Source organism: Nocardia sp. NPDC004654, assembly GCF_040609595.1.
Classification (GTDB): domain Bacteria; phylum Actinomycetota; class Actinomycetes; order Mycobacteriales; family Mycobacteriaceae; genus Nocardia.
The window spans coordinates 145685-161511 of the sequence record NZ_JBEXKI010000002.1 but is presented as its reverse complement, the minus strand read 5'-3'; the positions used below and the strand labels follow the sequence as shown (position 1 = coordinate 161511).

General features: G+C 68.7%; 14 protein-coding genes. 6 read left to right on the top strand and 8 right to left on the bottom strand.

The annotated features are described in order from the left end of the window. Window positions 1-133: 133 nt before the first annotated feature. From ABZV58_RS06460 to ctaD, 7 genes are all read right to left on the bottom strand, one after another. On the bottom strand, window positions 134-910 hold the full coding sequence (locus tag ABZV58_RS06460; protein WP_354999164.1) for an enoyl-CoA hydratase-related protein: 777 nt from the start codon (window positions 908-910) through the stop codon (window positions 134-136). 58 nt (window positions 911-968) lie between these two features. Next, on the bottom strand, window positions 969-1739 hold the full coding sequence (locus ABZV58_RS06455) for an NUDIX hydrolase (RefSeq protein WP_354999828.1): 771 nt from the start codon (window positions 1737-1739) through the stop codon (window positions 969-971). 302 nt (window positions 1740-2041) lie between these two features. After that, window positions 2042-2875 carry an ABC transporter ATP-binding protein gene (locus ABZV58_RS06450; protein ID WP_354999827.1) on the bottom strand — a complete coding sequence of 278 codons (834 nt, stop codon included), beginning with the start codon at window positions 2873-2875 and terminating at the stop codon, window positions 2042-2044. 329 nt (window positions 2876-3204) lie between these two features. Continuing rightward, window positions 3205-3981, bottom strand: coding sequence for an aminoacyl-tRNA hydrolase (locus ABZV58_RS06445; RefSeq protein WP_354999163.1), 777 nt, complete (start codon window positions 3979-3981; stop codon window positions 3205-3207). Next, window positions 3982-4431, bottom strand: coding sequence for a protease inhibitor I42 family protein (locus tag ABZV58_RS06440; RefSeq protein ID WP_354999162.1), 450 nt, complete (start codon window positions 4429-4431; stop codon window positions 3982-3984). An 89-nt stretch (window positions 4432-4520) separates the two neighbouring features. Then, on the bottom strand, window positions 4521-5741 hold the full coding sequence (gene serB / locus ABZV58_RS06435; RefSeq protein ID WP_354999826.1) for a phosphoserine phosphatase SerB: 1221 nt from the start codon (window positions 5739-5741) through the stop codon (window positions 4521-4523). A 180-nt stretch (window positions 5742-5921) separates the two neighbouring features. Continuing rightward, window positions 5922-7664 carry a cytochrome c oxidase subunit I gene (gene ctaD / locus ABZV58_RS06430; RefSeq protein WP_354999161.1) on the bottom strand — a complete coding sequence of 581 codons (1743 nt, stop codon included), beginning with the start codon at window positions 7662-7664 and terminating at the stop codon, window positions 5922-5924. 263 nt (window positions 7665-7927) lie between these two features. On the opposite strand from ctaD, the gene ABZV58_RS06425 reads away from it, so the two are divergent. From ABZV58_RS06425 to ABZV58_RS06415, 3 genes are all read left to right on the top strand, one after another. After that, window positions 7928-8728, top strand: coding sequence for a VOC family protein (locus ABZV58_RS06425; RefSeq protein WP_354999160.1), 801 nt, complete (start codon window positions 7928-7930; stop codon window positions 8726-8728). 72 nt (window positions 8729-8800) lie between these two features. Further along, window positions 8801-9886, top strand: a complete 1086-nt coding sequence (locus ABZV58_RS06420) for an ABC transporter substrate-binding protein (RefSeq protein WP_354999159.1) — start codon at window positions 8801-8803, stop codon at window positions 9884-9886. Window positions 9887-10090: 204 nt separating this feature from the next. Beyond that, complete coding sequence (locus tag ABZV58_RS06415; RefSeq protein ID WP_354999825.1) at window positions 10091-10951, top strand: dioxygenase; 861 nt, start codon at window positions 10091-10093, stop codon at window positions 10949-10951. Between the two features lie 119 nt (window positions 10952-11070). Here the strand turns inward: ABZV58_RS06415 and nrdF are convergent, their stop codons facing one another. Next, complete coding sequence (gene nrdF, locus ABZV58_RS06410; protein ID WP_067781560.1) at window positions 11071-12033, bottom strand: class 1b ribonucleoside-diphosphate reductase subunit beta; 963 nt, start codon at window positions 12031-12033, stop codon at window positions 11071-11073. 555 nt (window positions 12034-12588) lie between these two features. Here nrdF and ABZV58_RS06405 point away from each other — a divergent pair. From ABZV58_RS06405 to ABZV58_RS06395, 3 genes are all read left to right on the top strand, one after another. Next, complete coding sequence (locus tag ABZV58_RS06405; protein ID WP_354999158.1) at window positions 12589-13470, top strand: hypothetical protein; 882 nt, start codon at window positions 12589-12591, stop codon at window positions 13468-13470. 184 nt (window positions 13471-13654) lie between these two features. Further along, entirely contained in the window at window positions 13655-14611 is a 957-nt protein-coding gene (locus ABZV58_RS06400) for a hypothetical protein (protein ID WP_354999157.1), read from the top strand. Between the two features lie 181 nt (window positions 14612-14792). Then, on the top strand, window positions 14793-15767 hold the full coding sequence (locus ABZV58_RS06395) for a peptidase (protein ID WP_354999156.1): 975 nt from the start codon (window positions 14793-14795) through the stop codon (window positions 15765-15767). The last annotated feature ends 60 nt before the right edge of the window (window positions 15768-15827 follow it).

The window sequence follows — 15827 nt, the reverse complement described above, 5'->3', positions numbered from 1 at the left end:
AGATGAAGCCCGCTATCGGCCCGGGCTTCTTGCGGAGTGCTGGACCGAGGGTCGAAGGAGAACCTGTTCCCATCAGGGCAATCCCCTGGCATACCCCTTTCGGACCGATCGGTATGTGTGCGGGCGGCTGCCTTCAGCGACCGACGAAGGCCGCGGAACCCGGCCCGTCGGCGACGTAGGACTCCGTGCCGATCCGGCGGTCCTCGGTGGCGAACAGACCCGCCCACTCGCTGCGGGCGCGGTCCAAACCGTGCGGACCGGCCTCGAATACCGCCTTGGCCGCGGCCAGCGCGCGGGCGGGGCCGTCGGTGAAGCGTTCGGCCCAGCGCAGCGCGGCGGCGAAGACGTCGTCGGGCGCGACGACTTCGTCGACCAAGCCGAGCGCGCGCGCCTCGTCCGGCTCCACGAAACGCCCGGTGTAGACGAGGTCCTTGGCCGGGCCAGGACCGATCAGCAGCGAGAGCCGCCGGATACCCGCGAGCGGGATGAGTCCCGCGTGGATCTGCGGCAGGCCGAGCTTGACGTTGTCGCCGATGACGCGACGATCGGCGCCGAGGGCGAGCTCCAGCCCGGCGCCGAGGCAATACCCACTGATCGCGGCGACGGTCGGCTGCGGAACCTTGGCCAGGCACCCCAGCGCGGACTGCACGTCGGCGGCCATCGCCTCGGCCTGATCGGCGTCCAGGGCGGCCAGCTCGGCCACGTCGTCACCCGCGGAGAACACCCGCTCGTCCCCGTACACCACGAGGGCCGCGACCCGCGGATGCGCCGCCACCGCCGCCGCGGCCTCGGCCACCTCCCGCACCACCTGAACGTTGAGCAGGTTCATCGGCGGACGAGCGATCCGCAGGACGGCGACGCCCCGCGCGCCATCCCCTTCCGGCAGCTCCAAGGTCACGAATTCGGCCATGGCACGCACGCTACCTTCCACCCCTGCCGCACCCCGCATCTCCGCGGGCCTCGCTCGGCTACCGACGGGCGGAACCTTTGAGCTTGCCCGCTTCGGGAAGGTCCGCGAAGTAGCGGTCGTTGCCGGGGAAGCTCAGCATCTTGGTGCCGTTGGTGTCGGTGAACTCCGGCATGATCGCGTCGATGACCGGCTCGGCCGCGAAGATCTCCGCCGTGGAACCGAACCGGCCGAGGGCGTCCAGCTGGGACCAGGTCGGCGGGAGCAGGATGTCGGTGCCCGCGCGCCAGCGGTCCAGCGCCTCGGCCGGGGTGCTCCACTGGACCTCGGCGGCCTCGGAGGTCGCGCCGTCGGCCAGCTGGCCCTGCGGCAGGACGGCGACGAAGAAGTGGGTGTCGTAGCGGCGCGGCTCGATGACCGGGGTGATCCAATTCGCCCACGGGCGCAGCAGATCCGCGCGCAGCACCAGCTTCTCCTCGGCGAGGAAGGTGGCGAGGGAGAGTTCGCGGCGCTCGAGCTTGCCGCGGGCCTCGCGGTACGGGGCGGTGTCCTCGACGACGGTGTCGGCCGTCGGGCCCGCGAGCAACACGCCGCATTCCTCGAAGGTCTCCCGGACCGCCGCGCACACCAGCGCCTTCGCGCGGGGCTCGGTGCTCGCGAACCGCTCGGCCCACCAGGCCGGATCCGGACCCGCCCAGTCGATCTCGATGGTGCTGTCGGCGGGATCGACGCCCCCGCCCGGGAACACCGTCATGCCCGCGGCGAAAGCCATCGCCCCGACTCGTCGCTGCAGGAACACCTCGGGACCGTTCGCCCCGTCGCGCACCAGCATCACCGTGGACGCGTCCTTCGGGGCCGGGGGTTCCTGCGGCTGCGCGTCAGCCGACGTCGTTGTCTCACTCACACCTGCACCCTAACGCGCGCTTGGTTCGCGTCTACCGCCGCAGGACCAGCGACCACGCTACGCCGACGTGCGCTCCCGCCGCGCCGCATGACCGCAGCGCAGGCTGAGGGGCTCGAGGCGCGCTTGGCTTTCCAGACCCCAGTCGGCGCGCGGTCTGCGACCGGGCACACGCAGGCCGAACGTGCGCTGTCCACCGGCCCGTCGCGAGGCCAGCTGCGCTCGTGTGCTGCCTAGCGGGAGCGGTGTTTTCCCGCGCGGCGGGCGCGGCGGGCGAAGTAGCGGCCGTCGACGCGGTCGAGGGCGATGGATTGGCGGAAGGCGTCGCTGAGGTTCTCCGAGGTGAGCACGTCGGTGAGCAGGCCCTGCGCGACCACTTCGCCCTCGTTGAGCAGCAGGCCGTGGGTGAAACCGGGCGGGATCTCCTCCACGTGGTGGGTGACCAGCACCATGGCGGGCGCCTCGGGGTCCGCGGCGAGATCGCCGAGGCGCTCGACCAGTTCCTCGCGACCGCCCAGGTCGAGACCGGCCGCCGGTTCGTCGAGCAGCAGCAGTTCCGGGTCGGGCATCAGGGCGCGGGCGATGAGCACCCGCTTGCGCTCGCCTTCGGACAGGGTGCCGTAGGTGCGGTCGAAAAGGTGTTCGGCGCCCAGGCTTTCCAGCATGTCGATGGCGCGGTCGGTGTCGACGTCGTCGTAGCGTTCGCGCCAGCGGCCGAGCACGGCGTACCCCGCGGACACCACGAGGTCGCTGACCTTCTCGTCCAGCGGCACGCGATTGGCCAGCGCCGCCGAGGAGAGGCCGATGCGCGGCCGCAGCTCGTTGACGTCGACCTTGCCGATCACCTCACCGAGCAGGTGGGCGATGCCCGAGGTCGGGTGCATTTCGGCGGCGGCCATGCGCAGCAGGGAGGTCTTGCCCGCGCCGTTCGGGCCGAGCACGACCCAGCGTTCGTCGAGCTCGACCTGCCAGGTGACCGGACCGACGAGGGTGTGCCCCGAGCGTCGGACGGTCACGTCGGTGAAATCAATGAGCAGATCGGGATCCGGTTGCGGCACGCGCTCCATCTTGGCCCACATGCGCCGGGTTTGTCCGACCGACCCACAACGCTCGCACGGAACCGGGCATCCGGTCGGCCACGCGAGCCACCAAGGCGCGCCGCCTGGCTCGGGCGGGGCGCGGTCGATCCGACGGCGGCCCACCGATCGGCCGGAACATCCTGGCGACGATGAGGGCCAGCGGCAACGAAAGCAGCACCCATCCGGCGAGAATCCACAGCAGCGTCGTCATGACAACCTCCGGAGACAGCGGGGGCGCGGTCCTGTTCCGTCACTGATACCCAAATACCCACCGCCCACACCTGAGTGCGGCGGCAGCGGCCGGTCCGGCGAGCGGATCACCAGGCCTCGGGCGGCACCGCGATCACCGTCAGCGAACCCGGAGCGATCTCGGTGAAGCCCGCGTCTCGCACGGCCACCGCGCCGCCCGCCCGCACCAGGTCGCTCAGCGCCTGCCATCGCGCGGGGTCGGCTTCGCGCACCGCGCAATGGTATTCGCGCCGAGACCACCGGTAGGCGTCCTCGGGACGCAGCGCGGCCGCCAGCAGCATACTGGCGTGGCCGACCTGCGCCGCGCTCTTGCCGAGCGTCATGCGGAGCGCCGAGTTCACCCACAGCACAGGAAGATTCGGGTCCGCGATCCCCGGGTCGTCGTGATCGAGGTCGGTGCCGCCGATCTGGAGCTTCTTGATCCGCGGGTCCACCTCGCCGACCGCGCTCGGCACGAAGGCCCGCGCCTGCGCGCCGCCGATCTCCACGGTGACGCCGTCGACCTCGTTCGCCGCCAGCCACTGCGCACCGCGGGCACGACGCGCCACCTTGCGGATGCGGGAGCGCTTCCACGCGAGATACCGCTGCGCCCAAGGGCCGTCCGGTCCGACCCGTTCGTCCAGGCACAGCGCGACCGCCGAGGCCGCGGCGGCGGCGAGCAACGCGCTGCGCGCGGGCGGATCGGCTTTGGGCAGGTGCAGCACCATCTGCATCGCCTGCACCTGATCGGGGTCGTCAGGATCGCCCGCGCCGCCGTAGCCGAGCGCGAGTTCCGCGTGCCGGATGCGGAATCCCTCTTCCCCCGTGGACAATTCGTCCACGATGCCGCTCTCCGGACTGCTCATTCACTCCACCTCGACCCTCAACGTGAACTTCTGCGCGGGCTCGACACCGTGCTCCCACGGGCGCGCGTACTCCAGTGCAAGCTCGGTGACACCCGCGGCATTCCCGACGAACGTCCACACCGCGGTGCCGCCGGAACCCGGCGCGATCGGCCGGTCCGCATCCGGCCGGTAATCCGGCTCGCCTTCGGGACGCAGCACGTTCTGGTCCAGCGCGGCGAGCCGCCAGCCGTACCCGGTCGACGGGTTGGCGGGCAATGTCACGACCAACCGCTGCCCGGTGCGCAGCTCGCGATTCTGCCCGCTGTCGGCCTCGGTCACGTCCATGGCATCTCCCGAACGCTGGGTGGTCGCGGACGCGGTGGACGTCGCGGGCGTGTGCCCTTCGTGATCATCGGTGCCGCACCCGGCGAGCACGACGCCGAACAGCAGCACAACCAGGGACTTCCGCACCGCATTCTCCGATCGCCGAATGATCACCGTCCGCAATCAGCGTACGTGCCTGCCGGCCGCACCCGACCGGAGCGAAGGCGCAGGCCCGCTCACCGAACCAGCGGCACCCGGCGCATCAACCCGTCGCGCGCGTCGGCGGCCTCCACCTCGTGCCGGGTGACGCCGAGGATGAACAGCACCGCGTCCAGATACGGGTGCGACAGCGCCGTATCGGCGACCTCGCGCAGCGCGGGCTTGGCGTTGAACGCGACACCGAGCCCGGCGGCGTTGAGCATGTCGATGTCGTTGGCGCCGTCACCGACCGCGACGGTCTGCTCCATGGGCACCCCGGCCTCGGCGGCGAACTTGCGCAGCGCGGTCGCCTTGGCGGCGCGGTCGACGATGTCGCCGACGACCCGGCCGGTCAGCTTGCCGTTCTTGATCTCCAGCGTGTTCGCCTGCACGAAGTCGAGTTCGAGTTCGTGCGCGAGCGGTTCGATGACCTGGCGGAAACCGCCGGACACCACACCGCAGCGGAAGCCGATGCGGCGCAGGGTGCGGATGGTGGTGCGCGCGCCGGGGGTCAGCTCGATCCGGTCGGCGACCTCCTCGATGACCGATTCGTCGAGCCCCTCCAGGGTCGCGACGCGCTGGCGCAGCGATTCGGCGAAGTCGATCTCGCCGCGCATGGCGGCCTCGGTGACCTGGCGGACCTGCTCCTCGACACCGGCGTGCGCGGCGAGCATCTCGATGACCTCGCCCTGGATCAGGGTCGAGTCGACGTCGAACACGATGAGCCGCTTGGCCCGACGCGCCAGCCCGGCCCGCTCCACCGCGACGTCGACCTCCTCGGCGACCGCGACCTCGGCCAGCGCCGTGCGCAGCCTGGAGTCGGTGTCCGCGCCGGTATCCGTCGCGGTGACCAGCAGCTCCATCCCGGTGACGGGGTAGTCGGCGATGCCGCGGATGGTGTCGATGTTCGCGCCGAGCACGGCCAGTTCCCGCGACACCGCGCTGAACGCCCGCGCGGTGACCGGCGCGCCGAGGATGACCACCGCGTGCGTGGACATCGGCGCACGCCCGATGGCGGCGCCCACCTCCACGTCGACACTCATGCCGACGGTGTTCATCGCTTCTTCGAGCTCTTCCTGGAGCTCTTCCGGGTCGTTCGGACAGGTAACCAGCACACCGAGGGTGAGTCGGCCGCGGATGACGACCTGCTCCACATCCAGCAGGCTCACCTGGTGCCGCGACATCGCCGCGAGCAGCACGGACGTCACACCGGGGCGGTCGGGTCCGGTGACGGTGACGAGAACGGTGGTGTCGGCCAAGTCTGTGTGCTCCAAGTCTGTGTTCGATTGCCGCTGAGCTCTACCGTATTGGACGCCGACGCCCCGCGGCAGCCGCAGCGTGCGCAACGGCCCGTCAGCCGGGAGCCGTCGACGCACTACACCGGGTAAACACACATGCACCCGCTGGAACCAGCGGGTGCATGCGCGTTGTGTTGCGAACTAGTGCTTCGCCAGCTCGCCCTCGTGGACGGCGGTGGCGTGCTTGCCCGAGCCCCAGCCCACGTGCGCCTCGGCGCGCATGCGCTCGACCATGTGCGGGTAGTGCAGCTCGAACGCGGGACGCTCGGAACGGATGCGCGGCAGCTCGTAGAAGTTGTGCCGCGGCGGCGGGCAGGTGGTGGCCCACTCCAGCGAGTTGCCGTAGCCCCACGGGTCGTCCACCGTCACGACCTCGCCGTAGCGGTAGCTCTTGAAGATGTTCCAGATGAACGGCAGCATCGAGGCGCCGAGGACGAACGCGCCGATGGTCGAGATGGTGTTCAGCGTGGTGAAACCGTCCGTCGGCAGGTAGTCGGCGTAACGACGCGGCATGCCCTCGTTACCGAGCCAGTGCTGCACGAGGAAGGTGGTGTGGAAGCCGACGAAGGTCGCCCAGAAGTGCCACTTGGCCAGGCGCTCGTCCACCATGCGGCCGGTCATCTTCGGGAACCAGAAGTAGATACCCGCGAAGGTGGCGAACACGATGGTGCCGAAGAGCACGTAGTGGAAGTGCGCGACCACGAAGTAGGTGTCGGACACGTGGAAGTCCATGGGCGGCGAGGCCAGGATGACACCCGAGAGACCACCGAAGAGGAAGGTCACGAGGAAGCCGAGCGACCACAGCATCGGCGATTCGAAGGTCAGCTGACCGCGCCACATGGTGCCGATCCAGTTGAAGAACTTCACGCCGGTGGGCACCGCGATGAGGAAGGTCATGAAGGAGAAGTACGGCAGCAGCACGGCGCCGGTCGCGTACATGTGGTGCGCCCACACCGCGATGGACAGCGCGGCGATGCCGAGCGTCGCGTAGACCAGCGTGGTGTAACCGAAGATCGGCTTGCGGCTGAAGACCGGGAAGATCTCCGAGACGATGCCGAAGAACGGCAGCGCGATGATGTACACCTCGGGATGGCCGAAGAACCAGAACAGGTGCTGGTAGAGCAGGATGCCGCCGGTGGCCGGGTCGTAGATGTGGCCACCCAGGTGGCGGTCGTAGGCCAGGCCGAACAGCGCCGCGGTGAGCAGCGGGAAGGCGAGCAGCACCAGGACGCTGGTGACGGCGATGTTCCAGGTGAAGATCGGCATCCGGAACATGGTCATGCCGGGGGCGCGCAGGCAGACCACGGTGGTCAGCATGTTCACGCCACCGAGGATGGTGCCGAGGCCGGAGACGGCGAGGCCGAGGATCCACAGGTCGGTGCCGACGCCGGGCGAGTGCAGGATGTCGGTCAGCGGGACGTACGCGGTCCAGCCGAAGTCGGCGGCGCCGCCCGGGGTGACGAAGCCCGCGGTCGCCATCGAGCCGCCGAACAGGTACAGCCAGTAGCTGAACGCGTTCAGACGCGGGAAGGCGACGTCAGGGGCGCCGATCTGCAGCGGCAGGATGATGTTGGCGAAGCCGAACACGATCGCGGTCGCGTAGAACAGCAGCATGATCGTGCCGTGCATGGTGAACAGCTGGTTGAACTGTTCCGGCGAGAGGAACTGCAGGCCGGGGCGCGCCAGCTCGGCACGCATCAGCAGCGCCATCAGACCGCCGACCATGAAGAAGCTGATCGCCGTCACCAGGTACATGGTGCCGAGCACCTTGGGGTCCGTGGTGGTGACCATCTTGTAGAGGAAAGAACCCTTGGGTCCGGTCCGAGCCGGATACGGTCGAGTCGCTTCCAACTGAGGGACTGGTCTGGGCTCTACCGCAGTCACTGATCCTCCTGAAGATGCCTTTAGGTCGCTCCGCGAGCTCCGCTGCTCGCCTTCATCCCGTTCCCGAGACAGCGGACAGTTCGCTTGCGCTCCTGAGATCGTAAACGGTGCCGTCACGGCCGACAGCACGGGTCCTACTCTGCGTCGTATTTCGTTGTTCGCGGGTCGTCCGCGGGATGTCCCACGGCCTACGCCGATGAGTTCGCGACGCCGCGGTCGTCTCTATCCATGACAACCCTTCGTCACCTGCGAGGAGACCGCTGATGACCACCCCGAAGCCGGGCGACCCTGTCTGGGTCGACCTCTACACCGCCGATCCCGAGCGCAGCATCGCCTTCTACGGCGACCTGTTCGGCTGGACCGTCGACCGCGCCGACGCGGAATTCGGCGGCTACCTGACCTTCCGCAAGGACGGCAAGGCCGTCGCGGGCGGGATGGGCCGGACGGACGACGACGGCGACACCGGACCGGATCGGTGGACCGTCTATCTGTCGGCGCCGGACGCCAGGGCCGCCGCCGAGGCCGCGAGCGCGCACGGCGGGTCCGTGATCGTCGAGCCGATGGACGTCGGCGATCTCGGCGCGATGGCGGTGCTCGGCGATCCGGGCGGCGCGGGCGTCGGCGTCTGGCAGGCAGGTTCGTTCGGCGGATTCGAGACCGCGGCCATCGTCGAGGGCGGCAAGTGGCGCGACCATGCGGGCGCACCGTCCTGGTTCGAGCTGCACACCCGCTCCTACGAGAACTCGCTGGCGTTCTACCGCGAGGTGTTCGGCTGGTCCGACACCTTCGAGATGCCCGGCGCACCGGAGTTCCGCTACACCACCATCCACTCGACCAGTCCGATGCTCGGCGGCGTGATGGACGCCTCGGACTTCCTGCCGCCCGGCGCGCCCGCGGGATGGACCGTGTACTTCGGCGCCGACGACGTGGACAAGGCGGTCGCCCAGGTCGTCGCGCTCGGCGGCAAGGTCGTCTCGGCCGCGCAGGACTCCCCGTACGGGCGGATGGCCACCGTCGCCGATCCGACCGGCGCGATCTTCAATCTCGGCGGTGACGTCGCCTGAGAGCTCGCTCGCCGAGGCGCGGGCCGCCCCCGCGCCTCGGTCGCGCCGCCGGACGCCTGTACCCTCTCCGGCATGCCGGTGAGCGCACTCGTACGCACCCGAAATCGCGTTGTCGCCGCCCGTTACGGCGCTGTCGTCCGTAACGGCACTGTCGCCGTCGCGGCCGTCTGCGCCGCGGTGCTGGTCGGCTGCGGTAACCAGACCGACGACGCGAGTTCGATCATCCGCACCACCACCAACATCGCGGGCGCGGGCGTCGTCGGCCTGGAGCGCGACACGACCAAGGCCTGCGCCCTGCCCAGCGCGCCCGATCAGGCCTCGGGCACCCGCAGCGTCACGCACGCCGCCGGGGTCTCGGAGGTGCCCGCCGATCCGCAGCGCATCGTCGTGCTGACCACCTCCGCGCTGGACGCCACCTGCGCCCTCGGCCTGTGGGAGCGTGTCGTCGGCGCGGTGACCGTGGACGGCGAACGTCCGCAGCCCGAATTCCTCGGCACCGGCGTACTGAAGATCCCGAGCGTCGGCACCGCCGCCGCACCCGACCTGGCCAAGATCGCGGAACTGCGTCCCGACGTCATCATCGGCGAACAGCCCTCGGGCGCGGCCACTTTCGACGCGTTGCGAGCCATCGCACCGACCGTGCTGGTCGGAGCCTCGCACAGCTGGCAGGCCGAATTCAGCGCCTTCGCGGCGGGTTTGGACCGAAGCGGCGCGGCGAACACGGCCGTGGAGAACTACCGCACCGAAGCCGCCGACATCGGAAACGCCATCGCCGCCAACCAGAGTCAAGCCTCGGTCGTCCGGTTCACCGGCGACGCCGTCCAAATTCAGGGCGGTGACAGTTTCGCGGGCAGGGTCTTGGCGGACGCGGGCGTCCAGCGCCCCACCGCCCAGCGCGGCGCGTCCTTCGACGTTTCCACCGGCGACCTCGACACCAAGGTCGAAGGCGACATCATCTACGTCGTGCTCGCCGGTGAATCCGGTAAAGCGCAGGGCGAGAAGGTGATGCGCGGCGACGAATGGAAGGAACTGGGCGCCGCGAGCGACCGTCGCGTCTTCGCCGTCGAGGACAGCGTGTGGCACGGCGACGGACTCACCGCCGCCCGCGCACTGCTCAGCGATCTGCAGAAGACGCTGAACGGATACGTCACCGACTGATCGCACAGCCGCTCCCCTGAACTCACCGCGCGCGGAACCGCGAAGTCCACACCCTCACAGCGAACTCCCAGCGATGTCCCAGTCGGGTCCGAGCAGGGCCTCATACCTTCGCAGTCGACGCGGAACGAGCGGAGGAGGAATGTGGTGGACAGGAATGGTGGGGTGCACGAGCACGATCTCGGTCTGGCGCACGACCTGCGGGTCATGTCGCGGCGGCGAGCGCTGACCTTTCTCGGGATCGCCGGGGCGGCGACGGCGGCGACCGCTTGCGCGACGGCCACGACCACCGGCACGTCGAGCGCTACGAGCACGACCACGAGCGCGGCGGCGAGCGACACGGGCGCGGTGAGCGCGGCGCCGCAGGAGACGGCGGGACCGTACCCGGGTGACGGCTCCAACGGGCCCAATGTGCTCATCGAATCCGGGGTGGTCCGCTCCGACATCACCACCAGCTTCGGCTCGTATTCCGGTGTGGCGGAAGGCGTGCCGATGACACTGCGGCTCTCGCTGCGCGATCTCGCGAAGAACGGCGCCGCGGGCGCGGGCATGGCCGTCTACGTCTGGCATTGCGACCGATCCGGCGCGTACTCGCTCTACAGCCCGGGCGTGACCGACCAGAACTACCTGCGCGGCGTGCAAGTCGCCGACGAGACCGGCGCGGTGACGTTCACCTCGATCTTCCCTGCCTGCTATTCGGGCCGCTGGCCGCACATCCACTTCGAGGTCTACGACTCCTTGGAAACCGCGGTCGCGGGCAGCAACGCCCGCCTCACCTCGCAGATCGCGCTCCCCCAGGACGCGTGCGAGGCGGTCTTCGCGCAGGACTCCGGTTACGCGCATAGCATCCGCAACATGTCCGACGTCTCGCTCGCCTCGGACAACGTGTTCGGCGACGGCTGGGACGCCGAGCTGGCCACCGTCACCGGAACACCCGCCTCCGGCCTCACGGTCGCGCTGACCATCGGCGTCGCCGCGAGATCCGAGAACTCCTCTCCCGAAGAGGGTTTCGGTAAACCCGGCGGCCCGCCGTCCGGCCGCCCCGGCGGTCCGCCACCCGGCCGCTGAACTCGGGAAACCCGCTCAGCCGTGTGAGACCGGAACCCGCTGAGCGGCAAACCCGAAAAACCTGAGCGGCATAAAGACGGGGCCCCGCATCGGCGGGGCCCCGGTTCACGCGTGGACGCTCAGAACTCCCAGTCCTCGTCCTCGGTGTTGACCGCCTTGCCGATCACGTACGACGATCCGGAGCCGGAGAAGAAGTCGTGGTTCTCGTCGGCGTTCGGCGAAAGCGCCGAGAGGATGGCCGGATTCACGTCGGTCTCGTCCTTCGGGAACAGCCCCTCGTAACCGAGGTTCATCAGCGCCTTGTTGGCGTTGTAGCGCAGGAACTTCTTGACGTCCTCGGTGAGGCCGACCTCGTCGTAGAGGTCCTGGGTGTATTCGACCTCGTTGTCGTAGAGCTCGAAGAGCAGCTCGAAGGTGTAGTTCTTCAGCTCGTCGCGCTCGGCCTGGGAGACCAGCTCGAGGCCCTTCTGGTACTTGTAGCCGATGTAGTACCCGTGCACGGCCTCGTCGCGGATGATCAGGCGGATCATGTCGGCGGTGTTGGTCAGCTTGGCCCGCGAGGACCAGTGCATCGGCAGGTAGAAGCCGGAGTAGAACAGGAAGCTCTCCAGCAGCGTGGAGGCCACCTTGCGCTTGAGCGGGTCCTCACCGTTGTAGTAGGCCAGCACGATCTCGGCCTTGCGCTGCAGGTTCCGGTTCTCCTCGGACCAGCGGAACGCCTCGTCGATCTCCTTGGTGGAGCACAGCGTGGAGAAGATGGAGCTGTAGCTCTTCGCGTGCACCGACTCCATGAACGCGATGTTGGTGAGCACCGCCTCCTCGTGCGGGGTCAGCGCGTCCGGGATCAGGCTCACCGCGCCGACGGTGCCCTGGATGGTGTCGAGCAGGGTCAGGCCGGTGAAGACCCGCATGGTCAGCTGCTTCTCGTCGGCGGTCAGCGTGTTCCACGAGGGGATGTCGTTGGACACCGGAACCTTCTCCGGCAGCCAGAAGTTGCCGGTCAGCCGGTCCCAGACCTCGGCATCCTTCTCGTCGGGCACCCGATTCCAATTGATGGCGCTTACCCGATCGATCAGCTTCATCCTGCCTCCACACCTTTCCCGAGCACGCTGCCGTCACAGAGTTCCTACCACCGAACACTACTCCTAGTGGCTCAGAACTCCATGCAGCACAACACCTTGTGTCGCTGCGGCGCACGTCACGGACAACCGTTTCGCCGTGGGACCACCGCGCACGGCACCCATTGTGCGGTACCCGTCCGCGCGCGACCGCAGCGGTCCTCGGCCAGCGGGGATCGATCGCCAGCAGTTAGCCATCGCCAGCAGTTAGCCGGAAGAACTCGCCCGCGTCCGGCCCGTGGTCCACCCATCGGCGGCCGTTTGCCGGGACCGAATCGGTCCCGCGACCCGCCGAGACGGCCGGGAAACACCCCAATCACCGACTCCACACACCTCAGGTGGAACCCCGCCGCCGCCACCTCGACCGTTTGGCCCGCACCGCATAGTTGGGGCAGAGTGCTGTACCAGAAGTCGCGCACTCGATGCGCCGCACAAGGGGGGTTCGCTGTATTGCGCAGGTTCGCGCAGGCCGTAGTTGCCCTCGCCCTCGTCGCGATATCGGCGGGATGCCTGGAGGAAATGCCTGCCTCGCCGAAAAGCGACATGTTCTGGTCCACGGTGCCCGAGACCGACGAACAGCGCTGGGAGGTGTTGCGGCGGGTTCGCGCGGTCGACCCGTGTGCGTTGATTCCCCGCGCGGACCTGAGCCGATTCGGGTCGGTGGTGCGGGTCGAGGCGCGCAGGCCGGAATGGTGCAGCACCGTCATGGAAGCGACCGGACGCACCAAGATCGACTGGTCGCTGTTGTTCGCACCCAACGGACTCCACATCGGAGAGGGCGCCCGGGCGACCACCGTGGGCGCAGCAAAGGTCACCATGCTCGCCGACGTCGATGCCGATCCCAGCAAGAAGGACGAACTCGTCGAGCGGAAATGCACCGCTACGGTCACCTTGCCCTCGACCGTAGCGGTCATGCTTTTCGTCACTACCCCCCTGGGCACCGAACCCTGCTCCGTCGTCGAGGAGGTGGTGCCCGCGCTGCTGGCCAATCTGAACCGTTCCCCCGGGCAGGGCACCTCACCCGATACCCCGAAGACCGTTCTGCACGGCACCGATCCGTGCCGGGTGGCGCGCGGTTTCGGCGCCACGCCGTCCATCGAGGCGCAGCAAGTATGGAAGTGCATCTTCACCTACCGTGGCGACACCGTCCTGGTCGAATACACCTATGACCAGGAGAAGCTTTTCGCCGAGGGCGAGCCGCTCATCGTGAACGGGCGTCGCGTCTATCGCAAGGATCTGGACGAGGCCCGGGCATCCACGGCGCTCGTCGGCCCGGAAATATTCACCGCGGAGCCCGCCTTCATGGGACCTCGCTTTCCGGTCGTCACCGTCCTGGGCAAGGACGCCGCCACAGTGGAAGAGGTTGTGCGCCAAGTAGCCTCGTACTTCCCCGCGGCGTGAGCGGCCGCCTCGGGCAGCGGCGACGGCAGTCGAACGTGCATCGACCGACGGAATACCCGACCACTCACCGGCGCCACGCCGCGGCTGTTTGCGACGCGCGCCGACGAGCGGGCAGACTGCTGCCCAGGAACGCGCGCACTCGGCGCGCCGCACAAGGGGGGTCACTGTGCTACGCAGATTCGCGATGGTCGCCGCAGCCGCTGTTGTCCTGCTGGGTGTCACGTCCTGTCAAGACGACCTGCCACCCACACCCACCGGTTCCAGCGGATACTGGTCCACCGCCCCGCAGACCGACGAACAGCGTTGGGAACTGCTGCGCAAGATTCGCGCGATCGACCCGTGCGCGCTCATCCCACGCAGTGAACTGGCGAAGATCGATATCGTGCGCTGGGTGGATGCCCGCAGGCCCGATTGGTGCGAAGCGCGGATGGGGTCGACCGAAGCCGGGAAAGGAACCGAGCTGAGCTGGTCGCTGTTGGTCGCACCGAACGGCATCAAACAGTCGGAACCCGGTCGCACGACGACGATCGGCGCTGTCACGGTCGGCACGTTGAGCGATCTCGACGCCAATCCCGACCTCCAGGACCAGCTGGTCCAGCGCAATTGCACCGCGAGCGCGAGCTTCCCCTCGACCGCGGCCGTGATGATCTTCGTCACGACCCCCCTCGGCACGGAACCGTGCCCGGTCGCCGAAGCCGTAATACCGACCATCCTCGCCCAGCTCGACAAGGAACCCGCGCACGGCACCTCGCCGGATACACCGCTGACCGCCCTGCTCGGCCGCGATCCCTGCGCGGTCGCGAACGAACTCGGCGTCCCTCTGGCGGTAGCGGACCAGCGCGAGTGGAAGTGCTCCTTCTCGTACCGCGGCGACGACATCGAGGTTCAGTACACCTATGACAAGGAAGCGCTGGTCGTCAAGGGCGAACCGATCTTCACCATAAATGGGCATCTCGGATACGGCGATCCGGACGCCACCGAGCTCCATTCGTACAACGCGATAGTGGGACCGGTAGTGCCGTCGGCCCAACCCGAGTCCTTCCTGGGACCAAAGCTCCCGGTCGTGAACGTGTACGGCCGCGACGGGGCCGTGGTGGAAGAGGTCCTGCGCCGGGCGACCGCGCTGTTCCCCGCCGCCTGACACGCGGGGGCTGTCTCCACCCAGCCGGGAGAACCCGCGCGGACGACGATCCGCCCTGGCCTGGGGAATGTACGCATCTCGCTCCCGGCCAATGCAATCCCCGTTTTGCGAGACGGCGGCACTACGGGCAGACTCGGCGGCGATGGTTCGCGGGAGTTCGAGCCATCTCGGATCCGTTGCGATGAAGGGGGACTCGATGCTGCGTCGACTACTACTGGGGGGCGTGATCGCCCTGACCGCCGCCGGATGTCAGTCCGAACCGGCGACGAACTCGGCGTCGGCCACGGAATCCGTTGTGGCAGCGGAGTTCTGGTCCAAGGTCCCGGAGAACGACCAGCAGCGTGACGAGGTGCTGCGGCACACCCGCCGGATCGATGTGTGCGCGCTGCTTCCGCGCGAGACGCTCGGCCAACTCACCGAATTCGGCGCGGTGCGCGCCGTGGAGAACGATCAGCCGACCTCGTGCGAGGCATCGCTGGGTCCTGCGGGCTACCTCGAGGGCACCAAGCTGAAGTGGTCGACGAACGCGCTGCCGGATCAGTTTCCGCAGGACCGCGGTACGGTGCGCCAGCTCGGCGACATCACGACCTGGACCGTCGCTTCGGAGCGGCGGTGCAGCGTGACCGCCAGGTTCCCGGCGGGCGTCGGCGTGTATCTCGACATCGAGACCAAAACGTCGACCGATCTGTGCGCGACGATCGAAGGCTTGGTCCCGGGGATGCTCGACAGGTGGCGCTCGGGGCCGCAGCAAGGCACCTCGCCCGACACCGCGCCCACCGTCCTGCACGGCGCCGACCCATGCGCGGTGCGCGGCAAGTTGACCGGCACCGTCGAGTTCGGCGTCAAACGAACGCTGAACGGCTGCGGTTTCACCTACCGGGACGAGGAGGTGATCCTGACCTACGAGAACAGATACCGGCGTGTGCTCACCGCCGCCGCCACGGCTGTCACGATCGACGGTCACGACGTCTACCGGTCCAACCCGTCCGGCGACAACGACCCGATCCGCACATACAACGCGCCGGTCGGCCCCGACCTGCCGCAGGCCGAGCCGTCGGAGACGTTCGGCCCGTCCGTGCCGATCGTCAGCGTCCATGCCGCATCCGACGATGTCGCGAAAGAAGTCGTGCGGCAAGCGCTTTCGCTCTTCTCCTGAACCGGCCGGATCCCGTCGTCGACGTCCGCGCGGACACCGACGAGGTCGCCCAGAAGGTGA